Here is an 18,895-nt window from a genome sequence, read left to right as displayed (position 1 = left end):
CTGGTGGTGCTGGTGCTGCGCTTCGTGCCGCCCTTGACCTCGGCGGTGATGATGGAGCGCCAGCTGGGCGCGCTCATCCATGGCGAGAAAGACTTTCGCCTGCAGCATCGGTGGGTGCCCTGGAGTCAGGTGTCGCCGTATGTGCCACTAGCGATGGTGGCCGGCGAGGACCAGAAGTTCCCCTACCACCATGGCTTTGATTTCGACTCCATCCAGACCGCCGTTGATGCCGCCGATGAAGGCCGTCGCCTGCGCGGCGCCAGCACGATCAGCCAGCAGACGGCCAAGAACCTGTTCCTGTGGAACGGGCGCAGTTTCATCCGCAAGGGGCTGGAAGCATATTTCACCGTGCTGATCGAGCTGACCTGGCCCAAGCAACGCATTCTCGAGGTGTATATGAACATCGCGGAGCTGGGCGATGGCATCTACGGCGTCGGTGCGGCCAGCGACGCGTATTTTCATATGGCCCCGGCGCGCCTTGGCGCGGCGCAGGCGGCGCGCCTCGCCGCGGTGCTGCCCAGCCCTCGACGCTTCCACGCGGATCGCCCCACGCCTTACGTACAGAGCCGTGCGAACTGGATCCAGCAGCAGATGGGGCAACTGGGCGGCCCGGGTTACCTGCAAAGCCGACAGCCCCCGCGCGACACGCGGCGACACTGAGGCTCGCCCCGCGACCTGCCAGTGCACTAGCATGYGCCCACTCTCCGGGGAATCGTCGCGCCTGCCATGTCACGCCTAACCGTTGTCGTGCCGGCCTATAACGAGGCAGCCGTGCTGCCAAGCTTCCACCTCCGCCTGAGCCAGGTGCTGGACGAACTGCCGTTCTCTTGCGACGTGCTTTACGTCGACGACGGCAGTACCGACGCCACCTGGGAACTCATCAACACCCTGGCCGCCGGCGACGCCCGCGTCGGCGCGATCAAACTCTCGCGSAACTTCGGCAAGGAAGCGGCGCTGACCGCCGGCCTGGATCAGGTCGACGCCGATGCCGCCGTCGTGATCGATGCCGACCTGCAGGACCCGCCGGAGCTGATTCCCTCGCTGGTGGAGCGCTGGCACGCGGGCTTCGATGTGGTCTATGCCACGCGCAACACGCGCCAGGGCGATACCGGCTTCAAGCGTTTCACCTCGGCCCTGTTCTATCGCAGCATGGAACAGGTCTCCGATATCCAGGTGCCGCGCGACACCGGCGATTTCCGCCTGCTGTCGCGCCGCGCGCTGGACGCCTTGCGCCAGCTGCGCGAGCGCCAGCGCTTCATGAAGGGGCTGTTCACCTGGATCGGCTATCGGCAGACGGCCGTCCATTACCTGCGCGAGCCACGCCAGGCCGGCGCCAGCAAATGGAATTATTGGCGCCTGCTGCAGCTGGCCGTCGAAGGCTTCACCTCGTTCTCCACCGCGCCCCTGCGGCTGGCCACCTGGACGGGCGTACTGGCCTCGCTGCTCGCCTTTCTGTTTGGCATCTGGGTGTTCGGCAAGGCGATGCTGCTCGGCGATCCGGTGCGTGGCTACCCGTCCCTGATGGTGGTGATCCTGTTCATGGGCGGCGTGCAGCTGCTCGCACTGGGCGTGATCGGCGAGTACCTGGGGCGCAACTATGCCGAGAGCAAACAGCGTCCGCTGTACTTCATCGAAGAGCGTTACGACGAGCGTCCCAAGCCCTGAGCGGCTTTCGCCGCGCGCTTCACATCGGGCCAACACCACGTCCGCGCGGCGGCGCTAGACTCCCTGCATGCGGCCGATCGGCGGCCTCCTGGGAGGTTCAAGCATGCGACAAGTCAAGCATTTGCTGGAAGGCAAGGGCACCGACATTTTCAGCATTGCACCGGACGCGCCCGTGCTCGAAGCGATCAAGCACATGGCGGAACGCCGAGTCGGCGCGCTGCTGGTGATGCGCGAGGATCGGCTGGTGGGCATCGTCTCCGAACGTGACTACGCCCGTAAGGTGATCCTGCAGGGTCGTTCCTCCGCGCAGACCGCGGTCTCGGAGATCATGAGCAGCCCGCCGCTGACGGTGGGGCCCGATACCGACGTATTCGACTGCATGCGCCTGTGCACCGACAGCCGCATCCGTCACCTGCCCGTGGTGACCGGCGAACGGGTCGTGGGTGTCATCTCCATCGGCGACCTGGTGAAGGAAGTGATCGACGCCCAGGCCGAACAGATCGAACAACTGCAGCGCTACATCACCAGCTGAGCGACGCTCAGGCTTTGGCGGTTTCGGCCTGCGCGGCCGCGTCCTCTCCGGCCCGCTGCTCCGGCAGCAGGTCGGGTGAATGACCGGCGCGCGCAGCCACCCACGTGGCCACCACCGCGACGCCCGCACCGATGCCGGCCATGCCGGTGGCTGCCATGCCCAGCGTGCCAAGCACGCTCACGCCACTGGTGACCAGCACGTCGCCGAAACGCCAGATCGCCGTCTCCACGAAGTTCTTGCCCTTGTAGCGCGTCTCGCGCGGCACGCGGGTGTACAGCGCGTCGACCGCCGGCTTGGTCATGCCATAGGCGAAGCCCCGCGAGCCGACCAGCATGATCGAGAGCATCGGCACCATGGCACCGAACAGGCTGACGTTGCCGATGCCCACGATCACCAGCAACACGAGCAGCACGAAGTTCACGATCGAAGGCAGCACCAGCCCCGGGCCCGCTCCCTTGCGCACCAGCAGCCAGCGCGTCAGCGTCAGTTGCAGCACCGCGCCGAGCAGGTTCGCGTAGAGATCCAGGTCGTTGTAGAACGAGGTGCGCGCCACCCGATCCGGCAGATGCGCCTTGGTGTAGTCGGCCATCAGCGCATAGGCCAGCGTGCCGATGCCATCACCCAGCACCATCAGCACCGCCATGTAGCGCAGGAACGGACGCGTCCACAATTCCTTGATGCCGGCCCACAGCGAACCGCCGATGGGTTCGTCGTTGCGCGCCTCTTCGCGGCAATCGTGTCGAGAGGAGAGTGTCACCAGCAGGGTCAGCGCGATCACCAGCGCCACCGCCGAGACCACCAGCAATGAGGCCACGCCGATGACCTGCACCAGGAACTTGGTGACCAGCGGCCCGAAGATGGCGCCGGCCATGCCGCCCAGCGCGATCAGCGGAAACACGCGACGCGCCTGCACGCTCTTGAAGATGTCCGCCATGAAGCTCCAGAACAGCGACACCACGAACAGGTTGAACACGCTGACCCAGATGAAGAAGCCCACGCCGAGCGTGCGCGCACCGATACGATCCTGCGCCATGAAGGCCGGCACAAAGGCGAGCAGGCAGGCGACGAAGAAGCTGTAGCTCCAGCCGAGCAGTCGCTTGCGCGAAAAATGCGAGACCAGCGCGCCGAACACCGGCGTCAGCAACAACATCACGCCGAAGGTGCTGGCGTAGAACAGGGGTAGCGATTGGGAGCCGACGGCGCCACTGAGCTGGTCGCGCACAGGCCGGATGATGTAATAGGCCGTCATCACGAAGAAGAAGGCCACTGCCGAGAGGATCGACGCGAGGCCTTCGTTCGCTGCGGCGGGTCGGGGGGTATTCACCGGCGTTTCCAGCGGGGGTCCGTCACAGACTAGCATGCGGCCTAGCGAACGCCGACAAGGACCAGGGGATTGGGATGACCTACGACATCATCATCGTCGGCGCAGGCTCGGCCGGTTGCGTGCTGGCCAACCGCTTGAGCGCCAGCGGCAGCAAGCGCGTGTTGCTGCTCGAAGCCGGGCCGTCGGACTGGCATCCATTGATCCACATGCCGGCAGGCATCGCGCGCCTGGCCAACAACCGGCGCCTCAACTGGAACTACCGCACCGAACCGCAGGCGCAGCTGTATGACCGCACGCTGTGGTGGCCCCGCGGCAAAACCTTGGGCGGCTCCAGTTCGATCAATGCCATGTGCTACGTCCGCGGCGTACCGGGAGACTACGATCGCTGGGCGCAGGCCACCGGCGATGCGCGCTGGTCATGGGAGCAGGTGCTGCCGTGGTTCCTGCGCAGCGAAGACAACACGCGCGGCGCCAGCAGCCTGCATGGCAGCGGTGGTCCGCTGGGCGTCAGCGACCTTCGGTATCGCAATCCGCTGTCGGAGGTGTTCATCGACAGCGCCCTGAGCGCCGGCTACCAGCGCAATGACGACTTCAACGGCCCGAGTCAGGACGGCTTTGGCTTGTATCAGGTGACCCAGCGCCACGGCGCGCGCTGCTCCACTGCAGCGGCTTATCTGCGACCCGCGAAGGAGCGACCGAATCTCCAGGTGCGTACCGGCGCCCTGGCGGCGCGCGTGGTGATCGCCCAAGGGCGCGCGGTCGGGGTGCAACTGCAAGGCAGCGATGTACTGATCGAAGGCGGCGAGGTGATTCTTGCCGGCGGTGCGGTAAACACGCCGCAGCTGCTGATGCTTTCCGGCATCGGGCCGGCCGATCATCTGCGCGAACATGGCATAGCCGTGCAGGTCGATCAGCCCGGCGTGGGCGCGAATCTGCAGGATCACCTGGACATCTGCACGCTCGACGGCAGCACGCAGAGGATCACCTACGACCATCTCAACGAACTGGCGGCAGGGTGGCGCTTCCTGCGTCATCGCGAGGGGCCGGGCACCTCCAACATCGCCGAGGCCGGCGGCTTCGTGCGCAGCCGGCTGGCCTCGGACGAACGCTGCGACCTGCAGTTCCATTTCGTGCCGGCGCTACTGGATGACCACGGCCGCCATCGCCTGCCCGGTTACGGTTACACCGTGCATGCCTGCTGCCTGCATCCGCGCAGCCGCGGCATGCTGCGACTGCGCTCGGCGGATCCCGCCGAGCCCATCGCCATCCACCCCAATTATCTGGGTGATGCCGAAGGGCACGATCTCCAGCGCATGATCGAAGGCGCCCGCCTGTCGCGTGAGATCCTCTCGCAATCCGCCTTCAACCGGTTTCGCGGCGCGCCGGTTTTTCCCGAACGTGCAATCGCCAGCGATGCCGAGTACGCCGACTTCATCCGGCGCAAGGCGGAGACCATCTATCACCCGGTGGGAACCTGCCGCATGGGCGGCGACAGCGATGCGCCGCTGGACAGCGAGCTGCGTGTACGCGGCGTGCAGAACCTGCGCGTGGTCGATGCATCGGCGATGCCCAGCCTGCCCACCGGCAACACCAATGCGCCGGTCATCATGATCGCCGAGCGGGCCAGCGCGCTGATCCTGAATGAAACCAAGCAGGCGGCGGGATTGTCCCAGTAGATCCATCCGCCATATGGGCAGAGGATTTTCCAGGTTTCCTGCGCTACTCTCCGGCGGCCGTCATGGATCGACCTGGCTCAACGCCCAGCTCGCTCCGAGCTGTCCTTCGACCCGCGTCACGCGACGCCCAGCCCATTCGAACAGCATGACGTTACGCACGCTTCCACTGCTCATTGCCGCCGCCCTGGGATGGGCCGGCACCCTGCCCGCCGCATATGCGGCGGCACCGGCGAACGACGCCAACGTTTCTGCGTCCTCGCCGGGCGTGCCTGCCGATCGCATGAAGGACACGCTGAGTGCTTACCAGCAGTGGCTGGGGCGCGTGGATCAGCGCAACGTGGTGGCCGGTTTGGCGACCGCCGTGGTGGCCGACAACAAAGTCGTGTTCGAAGACACCATCGGTTACGCCAACGCCGCCACGCGCGAGCCGGTGACGCCCGAGACGGTGTTCCGGCTGGCATCGCTGTCCAAGGCGTTCGCGACGGCCCTCACGGGCGTGCTGGTGGGCAATGGCAAGCTCTCCTGGGATACCAGGCTCGTCAACGTGCTGCCGTTCTTCCGGCTCAAGAGCGACAGCGCCGCGCAGCAGGCGACGGTGCGCGACATTCTCGGCCAGCGTCTGGGCCTGCCCAAGAACACCTACGACAGCATGCTCGAGGACAACGTGCCCTATGAAGAACTGGTGCGCCGGCTCGACGAGGTCTCGCTTACCTGCGATGTGGGTCAGTGCTATGGCTATCAAAACATCGCTTTCAGCCTGATCGGCGACGTGGTCTATGCGCAGACCGGCGACTTCTTCACCCGCCAGGTCGACAAGAACATCTTCTTCCCGCTGGGCATGAAAACGGCGAGCTACGGTCGCGAAGCACTGGAAGCGAGCAAGAGCTGGGCACGCCCGCATCGTCCCGGCAGCAACGGCTGGATTCCGTTCGAGCCCAAGGATGCCTATTACCGCGTGGCTCCCGCGGCGGGCGTCAATGCGAGCCTGAAGGACATGGAGCAGTGGTTGATCGCGCAGATGGGCGGTCGACCGGATGTGCTGCCGGCCTCGCTGCTCAACACGCTGCACGCACCGGAGGTGTCCACCCCGGTCGAGATGCATTCGGCGCCGTGGCGTCGCGCGCGGCTGGAGGATGCCTCCTACGCGCTGGGCTGGCGCGTGTTCGATTACGAAGGCGAAACGATGATCTTCCACGCCGGCGCGGTCGAAGGCTATCGCACCATGATCGGCTTCCTGCCCCGGCAGCACGTGGGCCTGGTGATGATGTGGAACTCCGCCGATCCCCTGCCCGCCGGCCTGCTGCCGATGGTATTCGACAGCCTGCTCGGGCTTCCGCACGTGGATTGGGCGGGCATCGAAAGCGATGCGCCGGCAGCCAACACGGCCAAGGGCAAGACGCGCAAGAAGAGCAAGAGCGCGACCACGGCGCACGGCAGCAAGCGCTAACGACCAGCCCATGAAAAAAGCGCCGCATGTTTCCATGCGGCGCTTTGCGTTGCCGGGCGCTGGCCGCCAGTGCGGCCAGTCATCCATCAGTTGAGCTTGAACACGATGCGGCGCTTGTCCTGCGACGACACCGGGCTGCCGTCCTGCGTGGCCGGCTGGTACTTCCAGCGACTCACCGCTTCGGTGGCTGCACGATCGAACACGTGACGCGGCTCGGCATCCACCACCTTGACGTCGTCCACCGTGCCTTCGGGCGTGATGGTGAAGGCCACTTCCACCCAGCCTTCCTGGTTCGCACGGACGGCGGTGGTCGGATAGCGCGGCGGCACGTTGCGCAACAGCACGGCCGGATGCGTACCGGCGGCACTCGCCGTCCCGCTGTTGCCGGCGCTGGCGGTGGTGGGCGAGGCCTGCTGCTGACGGGCCGCTTCCGCCGCCTGTTGCTGCGCCGCGCGTGCCTGTGCCGCACGCTGGTCGGCCAGCGCCTTCTGCTGGGCTTCGGCAGCAAGGCGATCGGCATCGGCCTTATCCGACGCTGCCTTTTGCGTGGCCAGCTGCTGTTGCTTCTCCTTGTCCGAGGCCAGCTGCTGCTCGCGATCGAGCAACTTGCGCTGGGCATCGAGCTTGGAGCGCAGGATGGTCAGCRTGTAGTTCGCCGGGTCGGCCTTGGTGAGCAGATCGATCTGTCGCTGGGCTTCGTTGAAGTCGCGCTGGTTGATCGCCTGTTCGGCCACGCTGGCGCCCACCGGAAAGGTCTCGCGCAGCGCATCGGTGGCCACCGGGTTGCCCGGTTGCTTCTCCAGCACCTTTAGATAGAACTCGAAGGCGTTGTTGCCGGCCGGGGCCAGCAGACGCTGTTCGTTGACCGCCTTGCGGGCTTCCGAGAGCAGCTGGTTCATGCTCATGGCGGCCACGTTGACCGGTGGTGGCGGTGCTTCAGGACCCGCCTTTATCGGCGTGGACGGATGCGCACCGACGTCGGCATCGACCAGGTCCTGGTGCGGTTTGATGATGAGGAACCAAGAAGCTGCGGCAAGGACGGCAACGACAGCAACAATGGCAATGGCAGCGGGCCGAATGGCCCCACGCGCGTAGCTACGCGCATGATGTTTGTTTCGGGTATCCATGATCTCTCACCGAGTGGCATCAGATACCCGCGCTTTTTCCCCCTGTGAATCCAGGAGCGGCAGCCTCCCCAGGCCACCGCGGCGCGGATGTGTGAAAGGTAACCGTAATGCAGCACTACGGCAAATCGGTCGTCGTGTCGGCGACTAGCCGCACATCGCGTCGTATCGGGCTTGCTCGGGCGTCGCTGACGCCTGACCGTCGTCGCTAGGAAATTTTCTTACCCAAGATTCCGCCGAGGTAATGCTCTCTGTCTCCTGTAGGAGCGCACTTGTGCGCGACAACCCTACGGAGCCGTGCCCCCGGTCGCGCACAAGTGCGCTCCTACAGAGTTTTTCAGGCCCCACAAACGAAGCGTCCCGGCAAGGGCCGGGACGAGTCGCTCTTTCGAAGGACTCTCCCCGCGCTGGGCACCGCGGGGAGAAAAGTCGTTCTTGCTTGTTATTAAGAGTAACGCTTAAAGCTTACTTCTTGGCCTTGGGGGCCTTGGCAGCCTTGGGGGCCTTCGCAGCCTTGGTCGCCTTGACGACCTTGGCAGCGGCAGCCTTCTTCACGGTGCGCTTCTTAGCAACAGCCTTCTTCGCAACCTTCTTGGTCGCGACCTTCTTCACGGCAGCCTTCTTGGCAGCGGCCGGGCGCTTCTTAGCAACAGCCTTCTTGGCGACCTTCTTGGCAGCCTTCTTGGCGGCCGGCTTGCGGGCGACCGGCTTCTTGGCAGCGGTCTTCTTCACGGCGGTCTTCTTGGACGCCTTCTTGGCGGCCTTCTTTGCGGTGGCTTTCTTGGCAGTGGCCATAGTTCGTCTCAGCTCCTCATCAGTTGGCAGTGGTTGCCCAGTAAAAGCGTGCAGGAACGCCTCAACCAGCAGATCGCTGTTCGTGGCGTGCCGAAGATTGTTCACCTGACGACGGGTGCGTTCGTCAGACAAGGGCCTCAAAATGTGCAATGGGATCGAGACCGTGATCTTGCGTACTGCGCCGGCCTTCTCTCCATGATCGACATAAGGCTTGATGAATTTCGATGTTGCCATGGCACCCGTTCTCCGTGTTCCGATGCGAAAGCTATTCCTGAAGATTTCAGCTGTCAATTGATTTTAACCATTAAATCAATCCGTTTCATCCACCCCCGGGAGGGTCCAAACCCCCGCCAGACAAGGCCTTACGGGGGTTTGAAGGCATTTTCGTTTGGACGTCCATACATCCAGATGTTAATGCCCTTTTGATTACCTCGACACCGACAAAACCGCTTAAAACAAGCCATTTTGTCTTTTCCGTGCACAGCCGCCTGACAGACGTGCGTCTCACAAGTCGAGACACATCAACGACATGCCGGGGGCCTCCCCGGCACACCCCTTTTGATGAACGAAAGGCGACTGAATTTATTTTTTCAAAGACCGGTCCGGAGGGTCGTTCCGGACCGTCATCGGCAGGTCCGGAGGCGTCGAAGAGGGTCGACTCGCGACGCGACCCCGGCTTGCCGGATCGCCATGTTGGACTTCTATCGGCATGGACGGCGATAACTTCAACGTAAAAATCGACGCCTCCAATCCTCTCCGGATCGGTTCTTCGCGCGTCGAAAAAACCGATCCCGCGACTCAAAAAGAAGCCGGCCGCTTGAGGCGGCCGGCATCGGGTGCAGCATCGAACGTCAGGGCTTAGTGGTCTTCGTTTTCGACCAGCTCGGCGTAGGCGTCGGCGTCGAGCAGCTCATCGAGCTCGCCGCGATCGCTGGCGCGGACCAGGAAGATCCAGCCGTTGCCGAAGGCGTCTTCGTTGATGGTTTCGGGCTTGTCGTTGAGCTCTTCGTTGACCGCCACGATCTCGCCGGAGACCGGGCTGTAGATGTCCGAAGCGGCCTTGACCGACTCGACCACGGCAACGCCGTGACCGGCCTGCACGCTCGCGCCGATCTCCGGCAGCTCGACGTACACCAGGTCACCAAGCTGGCCCTGGGCGTGGTCGGAGATACCCACGCGAACCAGGCCGTCGTCTTCGACGCGGGCCCATTCGTGGGACTTGAGGAATTTCAGATCGCCGGGAATCTCGCTCATGATCGGATCCAGTCGTTGGTATGGGTCGTGGGTGGAGCGCCAATTCTAGCTGCCTTCACCCGATGGGCAACACGGGCTTAGCCCGTGCCGCATTGATGCCTGAAGTCAGATGCCTTCGCAGGGTTGGCCGTCGCGCACGAAGGGGTATTTCACGATGCGTACCGGCACTTCGCGGCCGCGGATATCCACGCGCACGTCACCCGGCTCGCCGACCGGAATGCGCGCAAACGCCACCGCCTTGTTGAGCGTCGGCGCAAAGCTGCCGGACAGGATCTCGCCGGCGCCGTTGGCGGTGAGCACGGCCTGACCGTGACGCAGCACACCTTTGTCGTCGAGCACGAGGCCGACCATCACGCGCTGTACACCCGCCGCCTTCTGCGCCTCGAGCGCCTTGCGGCCGATGAAGTCGCGACCTTCGTCCAGTGCGATGGTCCAGCCCAGGTTCGCTTCCCATGGCGACACGGTGTCGTCCATGTCCTGGCCATAGAGGTTCATGCCCGCCTCCAGGCGCAGCGTGTCACGCGCACCCAGTCCGGCCGGCGCGACGCCGGCGGCGGCGAGCGCCTGCCACAGGGCCACGGCGTGTTCCTGCGGCACGATGATTTCGAATCCGTCTTCGCCGGTATAGCCGGTGCGGGCAACGAACAGCGGCATGCCATGCGGACCCTGCGCCGCGGCGGCAGCGAACTTGCCGAGCTTCTTCATGCGCTCGTGATCCACCTCGGCCAGCAGGCCGATCACCTTGGCGCGGGCGTTCGGACCCTGCACCGCGATCATGGCGTAGTCCGGACGCTCCTTGACCTCGACGTCGAACGCCTTGGCCTGCTTGGTGATCCACGCAAGGTCTTTCTCGCGGGTGGCCGCGTTCACCACCAGGCGGAAAAACTCCTCGCCCAGGAAGTAGACGATCAGGTCGTCGATSACGCCGCCCTKYTCGTYGAGCATGCAGGAGTACAGCGCCTTGCCCTGCACCTTGAGCTTGTCGACGCTGTTGGCCAGCAGATGGCGAAGGAACTCGCGCGTGCGTGCGCCGTGCAGGTCGACCACGGTCATGTGGGAGACGTCGAACATGCCGGCGTCACGGCGCACGACGTGGTGTTCCTCGATCTGCGAGCCGTAGTTGATCGGCATGTCCCACCCGCCGAAATCGACCATGCGTGCGCCCAGCGCACGATGGGTGTCATTGAGTACGGTCTTGTCGGTCATCGCAGTCGTGCTCTGGGGAAAGAAGCATTATCGCCGGGCGCATGGATACATTCCAAGCCGAGCGCGCCCGCGCACTTACCGTGCGTTGGCGTATCGGCGGAGGATCGTGCGGCGCAGCATGTGAACCGCGAGCCAAGTCGAGCGACGACTGTTCCCGCTCGTCATTCCGGCGCAGGCCGGAATCCAGTGGCCGAGCAGCCCGGTTATCGCGACACACAAGACTGTCATCAACCCGCGACGATCGTGGAGCAGGGCGACAACCGTGTCGTATGGCTACTGGATTCCGGCCTACGCCGGAATGACGATCGTGGGAGGTCGCGGCTAGCTCAACGCGGCGCGTGACCCTGCCCGGCGAGCAACTGCTCCACCACCTGCTCCGCCAGCTGCTCGGCCCGCAGGCCAGCCGTGAGCAGATGCAGCTCGGCGTGTTCCGGTGCTTCGTACGGCGAGTCGATGCCGGTGAAATTGAAGATCTCGCCGGCACGCGCCTTGCGGTAGAGCCCCTTGGGATCGCGGCGCTCGCATTCTTCCAGGGTGGTATCGACGAACACCTCGAGAAATTCACCCTCGCCAAACAAACTGCGAGCGAAGCGACGCTCGCTCTGGAACGGCGAGATGACACAGACCAGCACGATCAGGCCCGCATCGACCATCAGATGCGCGACCTCGGCGACCCGGCGCACGTTTTCGACGCGGGCTTCGGCGGTGAAGCCCAGGTCCTTGTTGAGGCCATGGCGCAGGTTGTCGCCGTCCAACATATAGGTGTGGTAACCGAGCGCATGCAGGCGGCGCTCGACCAGGTTGGCCACGGTCGACTTGCCCGCGCCGGACAAACCGGTGAACCACAGGCAGCGCGCCTGCTGACCCTTGCTGATGCTGCGCGCTTCCTGGTCCAGGTCGGTGTGCTGCCAGTGCACGTTGGAGGCGCGGCGCAGCGCGAAGTCCAGCATGCCGCAGGCCACCGTGGCGTTGGTGGTGCGGTCGATCAGGATGAAGCTGCCAAGCGTGCGGTTGTCCTGGTAGGACTCGAACGCGATGGCATGATCCAGGTCAATGTTGCAGTAGCCGACCTCGTTGAGCTCGAGACGGCGGGCGGCCAGTTCGGCCTGGGTGTTGACGTCCACCTTGTGCTTGATCGAAGTGATCCGCGCGTTGACCGTGCGCGAACCGATCTTCAGCCAATAGGCACGGTTGGGCAGCAGCGGTTCGTCGCCCATCCACAGCACGTGGGCGGCAAACTGGTCGGCCACCGGCGCGGGGCATGCGGCGTCGGCGATCACATCGCCGCGGCTCACATCGACTTCGCGGTCGAAGGTGAGCGTCACCGCCTGGCCGGCCACGGCTTCAGGCAGATCGCCGTCGGCCGTCACGATGCGCTCCACGCGTGCGCGGCGCATGGCCGGCTGCACCACGATCTCGGTACCCACGGCGACGCGGCCACCGCAGACCGTGCCGGCGTAACCGCGGAACGATGCATCGGGTCGGTTGACCCACTGCACTGGCATGCGGAAATCCTGCGCCTGCGTGGCGCTGGTGTCGGCCGACTCCAGCAGCTCGAGCAAGCTGGGTCCTTGATACCAGGGCATGCGCGTCGAGCGATGACCCACGTTGTCGCCGCCCGTCGCCACCACCGGCAGGCAATGCACGGTGGTGATGCCCAGCTGCGCGGCGAGCTCGCGGTACTCATGGGCGATGGCCGCGTAGATGTCCTCGCGGCAATCGACCAGGTCCATCTTGTTCACCGCCAGCACCACCTGGCGGATGCCCATCAGGGCGCAGATATAGCTGTGGCGGCGCGTCTGCGGCAGCAACCCTTTGCGCGCGTCGACCAGCACCACCGCCAGCTGGGCGTTGGAGGCGCCGGTGGCCATGTTGCGGGTGTACTGCTCATGCCCGGGGCAGTCGGCCACGATGAAGCTGCGGCGTGGCGTGTGGAAGTAGCGGTAGGCCACGTCGATGGTGATGCCCTGCTGGCGTTCGGCGTCGAGGCCGTCGGTGAGCAGGGAGAAATCCAGCGCGTCCTCGGCTTCGGCATGCAACTTGCGGCTGTCGCGGGCGAGTGCAGCGAGCTGGTCTTCCGGCACCATGCCGGCGTCGTAGAGCAACCGGCCGAGCAGCGTGCTCTTGCCATCGTCGACGCTGCCGCAGGTGATGAAGCGCAGCAGGTTGGTGTCCTCGGTGAGCGTCGGGGTGGGGTCCATCGTGACCATCAGAAATACCCCTCCTGCTTCTTGCGCTCCATCGAGGCGCTGCCATCGTTGTCGATCACCCGGCCCTGGCGTTCCGAGGTGCGGGACGCGGCCATCTCCTCGATGATCTTGTCCAGCGTATCGGCCGAGGACTCCACCGCGCCGGTCAGCGGATAGCAGCCCAGGGTGCGGAAGCGCACGTCGAGCAGCTCGACCTGCTCGCCATCGCGCAGGGTAAAGCGTTCGTCATCGACCATGATCAGCGCGCCGTCGCGCGCCACCACCGGGCGCGGCTTGGCAAAATACAGCGGCACCACCGGAATGTTCTCGCGGCGGATGTAATGCCACACGTCCATCTCAGTCCAGTTCGACAGCGGGAACACCCGTACGCTTTCGCCCTTGTGGATGCGCGTATTAAAGGTGTGCCACAGCTCGGGACGCTGATGCTTGGGATCCCAGTGGTGCTGTGCATTGCGGAAGGAGAACACGCGCTCCTTGGCGCGGGATTTCTCCTCGTCGCGACGCGCGCCGCCGATGGCGGCATCGAAGCCGTACTGGTCCAGCGCCTGCTTGAGCGCGACCGTCTTCATCACGTCGGTATGCACGGCCGAGCCGTGGGTGAGCGGCGAAATACCCTGGCGCACACCGTCCTGGTTGATATGCACCAGCACCTGCACATCACCCTCGGCGGCCACCTGGTCACGGAAGGCGATCATCTCGCGGAACTTCCAGGTCGTATCCACATGCAGCAGGGGCATTGGCGGCCGGGCCGGATAGAACGCCTTGCGCAACAGATGCAGCAGGACGGAGGAGTCCTTGCCGATCGAATACAACATCACGGGACGCTCGAAAGCGGCCGCCGTTTCGCGAAAGATGTGGATGCTCTCGGCTTCGAGGGCGTCCAGATGGGACATGGAAGGCATGCTTGGCGTCACTGTTTCCTGGGTCCGGTAGCGCCTGGGGGCGCGCGGTCAAGGGAGGAATCTAGCGGAAAACGGGCGCCGTGGCAGGCACGGCGTCGACAGGATGTAGCAAAACGCATGAGGCCCACCGCCGCTGACCTCACCATCGTTTCGTCACCTGATCTAGGCCACACTCCACTAAGATCGAGCTTCATGAGTACATCGATGGCGACAGGAAGCGCACAACTCGATGCCACGGCCACGCCCCCACGCCTGCGTGTGGCAGGCGACTGGACGCTGGCCCACTACGCTGTGCTGGAGCGCGCGGTCGATGCGCTCAAGAGCCGCCTTCATCAGACCACGCCGATCGATCTGAGCGCCCTGGGTGCGCTGGATACGGCCGGCGCCGCGCTGCTGGCCGGCCTGCTGGGCGCCGAACGGCTGGGCGATCTGGCCACGCAGGATCCAACCCTGCCCGCTGCCCAACGCGCATTGCTGCAGACCGTCGGCAAGGCGATGGCCAGCTACGTCAAACCGAAGTCCCGGCGTCGCCACAACACGGTGACCGAGCTGCTCGCGCGCATCGGCGCGGCGATGGACAACGTCTGGCACCAGCAGGTGCAACTGCTGGGCTTCATCGGGCTCACCCTGCAGACGTTTGTGCAGACCGTCTGGCGCCCGCGTCGCTGGCGCGTCACTTCCCTGGTGGCGCATATCGAGCAGACCGGCCTGGATGCCGTGCCCATCGTGATGCTGCTCACCTTCATGGTGGGCGCGGTGGTGGCCTTCCTCGGCTCGACCGTGTTGGCGGATTTTGGTGCCACTATCTACACGGTGGATCTGGTGGCGTTCTCGTTCCTGCGCGAATTTGCCGTGCTGCTCACCGCCATCCTGCTGGCCGGCCGCACCGCCAGCGCGTTCACCGCGCAGATCGGCTCGATGAAGGCGAACGAGGAGATCGATGCGATCCGTGCCCTGGGCCTCGACCCGATGGAACTGCTGGTGCTGCCGCGCGTGCTGGCCATGCTCGCCTCGCTGCCCATGCTCACCTTCCTGGCCATGATTGCCGGCCTGATCGGCGGCGGGCTCGTCTGCGCCATGGTGCTCGACATACCGCCGGTGATGTTCATCAACCTGGTGAAGTCCGATATCGGGGTAAAGAACTTCCTGGTCGGCATCGCCAAGGCGCCGGTGTTTGCCTTCCTGATCGCGGTGATCGGTTGCCTGGAAGGCTTCAAGGTCAGCGGCAGTGCCGAATCGGTGGGCGAACACACCACCTCCAGCGTGGTGCAGTCGATCTTCGTGGTGATCCTGATCGATGCGCTGGCCGCACTCTTCTATATGGAGATGGGCTGGTGAACGCCGTCGCGAAACCGCAAGCCGCCGAAAACGTGATCGAGGTTCGCCACCTGGTGAACCGCTTCGGCACGCAAATCGTGCATGAGCACCTGGACCTGGATGTGCGCCGCGGCGAAATCCTCGGCGTGGTCGGCGGTTCGGGCACCGGCAAGTCCGTGCTCCTGCGCAGCATCGTGGGGCTGCAACGCCCGACCTCCGGACACGTCCACGTATTCGGCCAGGACCTGCTGAGCCTCTCGCCCGAGCAGCGCTCCCGCGTGGAGCGGCGCTTCGGCGTGCTGTTCCAGAACGGCGCCCTGTTCTCCTCGCTCAATATCGTGGAGAACGTCGCGATGCCGCTGATCGAACACGCCGGCCTCACGCGTCCCGATGCCCAGCATCTGGGTGGCGTGAAGCTCGCCCTCGCCGGCCTGCCGATGGGCACGGAAACCAAATTCCCGTCCGAGCTTTCCGGCGGCATGGTGAAGCGCGCGGCCTTGGCGCGTGCGCTGGCGCTGGATCCGGAAATTCTGTTCCTGGACGAACCCACCGCGGGCCTGGACCCGATCAGCGCGGCGGCATTCGACCAGTTGATCCTCACCCTGCGCGACGCGTTGGGCCTCACCGTATTTCTGGTCACCCACGACCTGGACACGCTTTATACGATTTGCGACCGCGTGGCGGTGCTTTCTCAGAAGAAGGTGCTGGTCGTAGGCCCGCTCGATGAGGTGGCCCGCTATCCCGATCCATGGGTGCAGGCGTATTTCCACGGCCCGCGTGGCCGCGCCGCCGAAGAGGCGCACGAACGCGACGATACCCCCGAGGTGAAATGACATGGAAACGCGTGCCCATCACGTACTCATAGGCCTATTCACGGTGATCGTGGTCGCCGCCGCGCTGCTGTTTGCGCTATGGCTGGCCAAGTCCAGTTCGGACCGCCAGTTCACCGAGTACCAGATCGTGTTCAACGAAGCGGTCAGCGGCCTCTCGCAGGGCAGTGCGGTGCAGTACAACGGCATCAAGGTCGGCGCCGTCACCCAGCTCAAGCTGGACCCGCAGGACCCGCGCAAAGTGCTGGCGCGCATTCGTCTGGGCGGCGATGTTCCGGTGAAGCAAGACACGCATGCCAAGCTCACTCTCACCGGCGTGACGGGCCTGTCCGTGATCCAGCTCAGCGGTGGTTCGCCGACCAGTCCGCCACTGGAGTCCAAGGACGACCAGCTGCCGGTGATCGTGGCCGACCCCTCTCCGCTGAGCCAGATCCTTGCCAACGGCGAAGACCTGGTGACCAACATCAACGAAGTCGTGGCGAAGGCGAACATGCTGCTGTCGCCTGAGAACTCCGAACGCATCAGCCACACGCTGCAGCATCTTGACCAGATCACCGGCACGGTCGCCGACCAGCGCGAAGACATTCATCAGCTGCTGCAGCAGTTGGCGCAGGCCAGCAAGCAGGCGAACGAGACCCTGGCCCAGACCAACCAGCTGGTACGCAATGCGAACGGCCTGGTCGACAACCAGGCACGCGCCGCGCTGGAAAGCGCGCGCAACGCCATGGCCTCGCTCGACCATTCCGCTGCGGATATCGACCGCCTGCTGACCGACAACCGTGCCGCCATCAACGGCGGCCTGCAAGGCTTCAGTGAATTGGGCCCGGCCGTGCGCGAACTGCGCGACGCAGCCGGCTCGCTGCGCGGCGTATCGCGCCGCCTTGACGACAACCCGGCGGGCTTCCTGCTCGGCCGTGACCGCAACAAGGAGTTCGTGCCATGAGGATGCGCCTGCGCCTTTCCGCTTGTGCAGCGATTGCGCTGCTCGGCGCCTGTACCATCCTGCCCAAGGCCGAATCACCCGACGTCTACCGCCTGCCTTCCACGCCACTCCCGCGCGACAGCGCGACAGCGGTGAACTGGTCGTTACGGGTGGACACGCCCAACGCCGAGCGCATGATCGACAGCTCGCGCATCGCCGTGCTGCCGCAAGGGAATGTGGTCAGCGTGTATCAGGGCGCCCGCTGGGCTGACAACGCCACGACCTTGCTGCGCAACCGCATCATGGATGCGTTCCGCGACAACGGCCGAATCGCAGGCCTGAGCAGCGACGAGACCAGCCTGCAAGCGGACTATTCGCTCGCCGGCGACCTGCGCTCATTCCAGTCGGTCTATGAGAACGGGCAACCCGTGGTGGTGATCCACTTCGATGCGCGACTGGTGAAGAACAGCGGCCTGCGCATCGTGGCCACGCGCCGCTTCGACGTCACCCAGCCAGTGGGCGGAACGACCGTACCGCAGGTCGTTGCGGCATTCGGACAGGCCAGCGACGCGCTCGCCTCGCAGCTGGTGAGCTGGACGTTGCAGCAGCCACTCGATGGCCATGACGTGCGGACGAACTGACGCTACACGCGCTTTGAGGCATCCACCCAGCGAAAGGTGAGATTGATGCGCGGCCCGACGGCCTCGCTCGTCTTGGGCAGATCGTGCACGTAGCGTTGTTGTGTATCGCCCGCCATGCGCAACAGACTGCTGTGCTCCAGCTCGATCGCCAGCACATCTCCGCGCGTCGCTTCGCCGCGCGGCTTGAGCCGGAAGCGTCTGGCCGCACCCAGGCTCAGCGACGCGATCACCGGTTCGCGGCCCAGCTCGGGCTCGTTATCGCTGTGCCAGCCCATCGAGTCCTGGCCGTTGCGATAAAGATTGGCGAGCACGCTGTTGAAACGCGCATCGCAGGCATCGGCCACGCGATCACGCAGAGCGCGCAAGACCGGCGTCCAGGGATGTGGTGCGAAGCGCGTGCGTGAATAAACGTAGCTGGCATCTTCGTCGCCGATCCAGCAGCTGAGGCGCGGTGAATCCACCTCGCGCCCGAAGATGCGGATGCGGTGCACTTCCCACGCAATCGTCGAGCGCAGTTCGGCGAACAGTGCGTCCGCCTCGCCACGGTCCAGCCACTGCGGCCACAGCGAAAGCGCCGCGCCCGGCAGTGGCAGTAATTGCCAACCACCTTGCGTCGTTTGATCGAACAGGCTCACACCCGCCTCAATGAATCGCCGGGAATCCCGGTTCCACATCGAGCGTCGCGGCGCACACGGATGCCAGTTCCAGCAGCCGCAGATCCGAACCTCGCGCGCCTACCAGTTGCAGGCCGATCGGCATGCCGTCGGGCAGATAGCCCATCGGTATGTTCACCGCCGGACAGCCGGCGAGACTGGCAAAGCTGGTGAGGTCGGCCTGCGAATCGGGCACGGGGCCATCCAGCGGGAACGCGCCCTGCGGCGTGGTCGGCAGCACCAGTACGTCGATCTGCGCAAACAGGCGACGCATCTTCAAGGTGGCGGCATCGAGGACGCGATCGGCGGTCGCATAGTCGGCGGCGCTCTTGCCGGCGGCGTAGCTCAGCAGCCGACGGAAATGCTCGGAYGCACGGTCGTCCGTGTTGGCCAGATC

General features: G+C 64.9%; 19 protein-coding genes. 10 read left to right on the top strand and 9 right to left on the bottom strand.

Features of this window, described 5'->3' with window-relative positions; genetic code table 11:
* The 3 genes from mtgA to AC1DMG_RS11800 all read left to right on the top strand — a co-directional run.
* Positions 1-660, top strand: a 660-nt coding sequence (mtgA, locus tag AC1DMG_RS11810) for a monofunctional biosynthetic peptidoglycan transglycosylase (RefSeq protein WP_477180544.1), incomplete at its 5' end; no start/stop codon positions are given.
* A gap of 66 nt (positions 661-726) precedes the next feature.
* On the top strand, positions 727-1,665 hold the full coding sequence (locus AC1DMG_RS11805) for a glycosyltransferase family 2 protein (protein ID WP_441604974.1): 939 nt from the start codon (positions 727-729) through the stop codon (positions 1,663-1,665).
* A gap of 103 nt (positions 1,666-1,768) precedes the next feature.
* Positions 1,769-2,197, top strand: coding sequence for a CBS domain-containing protein (locus AC1DMG_RS11800; RefSeq protein ID WP_121877911.1), 429 nt, complete (start codon positions 1,769-1,771; stop codon positions 2,195-2,197).
* 7 nt (positions 2,198-2,204) lie between these two features.
* Here AC1DMG_RS11800 and AC1DMG_RS11795 read toward each other — a convergent pair whose 3' ends face one another.
* Positions 2,205-3,521, bottom strand: a complete 1,317-nt coding sequence (locus AC1DMG_RS11795; protein ID WP_441604975.1) for an NTP/NDP exchange transporter — start codon at positions 3,519-3,521, stop codon at positions 2,205-2,207.
* 74 nt (positions 3,522-3,595) lie between these two features.
* Here AC1DMG_RS11795 and AC1DMG_RS11790 point away from each other — a divergent pair, with 74 nt between their 5' ends.
* Together AC1DMG_RS11790 and AC1DMG_RS11785 are read left to right on the top strand one after the other, a co-directional pair.
* Positions 3,596-5,197, top strand: a complete 1,602-nt coding sequence (locus AC1DMG_RS11790; RefSeq protein WP_477180543.1) for a GMC family oxidoreductase — start codon at positions 3,596-3,598, stop codon at positions 5,195-5,197.
* 145 nt (positions 5,198-5,342) lie between these two features.
* The gene (locus tag AC1DMG_RS11785) at positions 5,343-6,644 is read left to right on the top strand and encodes a serine hydrolase domain-containing protein (protein WP_441604977.1); all 1,302 of its coding nucleotides are present in this window, start codon (positions 5,343-5,345) and stop codon (positions 6,642-6,644) included.
* A gap of 86 nt (positions 6,645-6,730) precedes the next feature.
* Here the strand turns inward: AC1DMG_RS11785 and AC1DMG_RS11780 are convergent, their stop codons facing one another.
* Entirely contained in the window at positions 6,731-7,549 is an 819-nt protein-coding gene (locus AC1DMG_RS11780; RefSeq protein ID WP_477180542.1) for an energy transducer TonB, read from the bottom strand.
* Between the two features lie 60 nt (positions 7,550-7,609).
* Between AC1DMG_RS11780 and AC1DMG_RS11775 the strand changes: the two genes are divergently transcribed.
* Positions 7,610-7,819: a hypothetical protein gene (locus AC1DMG_RS11775; RefSeq protein WP_441604979.1), complete on the top strand. Its 210-nt coding sequence runs from the start codon at positions 7,610-7,612 to the stop codon at positions 7,817-7,819.
* Between the two features lie 414 nt (positions 7,820-8,233).
* On the opposite strand, the gene metJ is transcribed toward AC1DMG_RS11775, so the two are convergent.
* The 5 genes from metJ to cysD all read right to left on the bottom strand — a co-directional run bounded on the left by metJ (position 8,234) and on the right by cysD (position 14,126).
* On the bottom strand, positions 8,234-8,797 hold the full coding sequence (gene metJ / locus AC1DMG_RS11770) for a met regulon transcriptional regulator MetJ (RefSeq protein WP_441604980.1): 564 nt from the start codon (positions 8,795-8,797) through the stop codon (positions 8,234-8,236).
* 624 nt (positions 8,798-9,421) lie between these two features.
* On the bottom strand, positions 9,422-9,817 hold the full coding sequence (gene gcvH / locus AC1DMG_RS11765; protein WP_046972737.1) for a glycine cleavage system protein GcvH: 396 nt from the start codon (positions 9,815-9,817) through the stop codon (positions 9,422-9,424).
* Between the two features lie 105 nt (positions 9,818-9,922).
* Positions 9,923-11,023 (bottom strand): glycine cleavage system aminomethyltransferase GcvT, encoded by a 1,101-nt coding sequence (gene gcvT / locus AC1DMG_RS11760; protein WP_477180541.1) that lies wholly within the window; start codon positions 11,021-11,023, stop codon positions 9,923-9,925.
* A 326-nt stretch (positions 11,024-11,349) separates the two neighbouring features.
* Entirely contained in the window at positions 11,350-13,233 is a 1,884-nt protein-coding gene (gene cysN, locus AC1DMG_RS11755) for a sulfate adenylyltransferase subunit CysN (protein ID WP_441604982.1), read from the bottom strand.
* On the bottom strand, positions 13,233-14,126 hold the full coding sequence (gene cysD / locus AC1DMG_RS11750; RefSeq protein ID WP_441604983.1) for a sulfate adenylyltransferase subunit CysD: 894 nt from the start codon (positions 14,124-14,126) through the stop codon (positions 13,233-13,235). The genes cysN and cysD overlap by 1 nt, the downstream gene beginning before the upstream one ends.
* Positions 14,127-14,327: 201 nt before the next feature.
* On the opposite strand from cysD, the gene AC1DMG_RS11745 reads away from it, so the two are divergent.
* Genes AC1DMG_RS11745 through AC1DMG_RS11730 form a run of 4 tightly spaced genes read left to right on the top strand, consistent with a single transcriptional unit; the run spans position 14,328 to position 17,845 of the window.
* On the top strand, positions 14,328-15,473 hold the full coding sequence (locus AC1DMG_RS11745) for an MlaE family ABC transporter permease (protein WP_441604984.1): 1,146 nt from the start codon (positions 14,328-14,330) through the stop codon (positions 15,471-15,473).
* Positions 15,470-16,285 carry an ABC transporter ATP-binding protein gene (locus AC1DMG_RS11740; RefSeq protein WP_441604985.1) on the top strand — a complete coding sequence of 272 codons (816 nt, stop codon included), beginning with the start codon at positions 15,470-15,472 and terminating at the stop codon, positions 16,283-16,285. Before AC1DMG_RS11745 ends, AC1DMG_RS11740 begins: the two co-directional genes overlap by 4 nt.
* 1 nt (position 16,286) lies before the next feature.
* Positions 16,287-17,225: an MlaD family protein gene (locus tag AC1DMG_RS11735; protein ID WP_441604986.1), complete on the top strand. Its 939-nt coding sequence runs from the start codon at positions 16,287-16,289 to the stop codon at positions 17,223-17,225.
* The gene (locus AC1DMG_RS11730; protein ID WP_441604987.1) at positions 17,222-17,845 is read left to right on the top strand and encodes an ABC-type transport auxiliary lipoprotein family protein; all 624 of its coding nucleotides are present in this window, start codon (positions 17,222-17,224) and stop codon (positions 17,843-17,845) included. The genes AC1DMG_RS11735 and AC1DMG_RS11730 overlap by 4 nt, the downstream gene beginning before the upstream one ends.
* 2 nt (positions 17,846-17,847) lie before the next feature.
* Here the strand turns inward: AC1DMG_RS11730 and AC1DMG_RS11725 are convergent, their stop codons facing one another.
* Together AC1DMG_RS11725 and AC1DMG_RS11720 are read right to left on the bottom strand one after the other, a co-directional pair.
* Positions 17,848-18,480 carry an alpha-ketoglutarate-dependent dioxygenase AlkB family protein gene (locus tag AC1DMG_RS11725; protein ID WP_441604988.1) on the bottom strand — a complete coding sequence of 211 codons (633 nt, stop codon included), beginning with the start codon at positions 18,478-18,480 and terminating at the stop codon, positions 17,848-17,850.
* A 7-nt stretch (positions 18,481-18,487) separates the two neighbouring features.
* A partial coding sequence (locus AC1DMG_RS11720) for an amidase family protein (RefSeq protein WP_477180540.1) occupies positions 18,488-18,895 on the bottom strand: 408 nt, incomplete at its 5' end.

The organism is Dyella sp. 01N36 (assembly GCF_056399745.1).
Note: the sequence above shows the minus strand (reverse complement) of the source record. Positions and strands in the feature narration are given on the sequence as shown.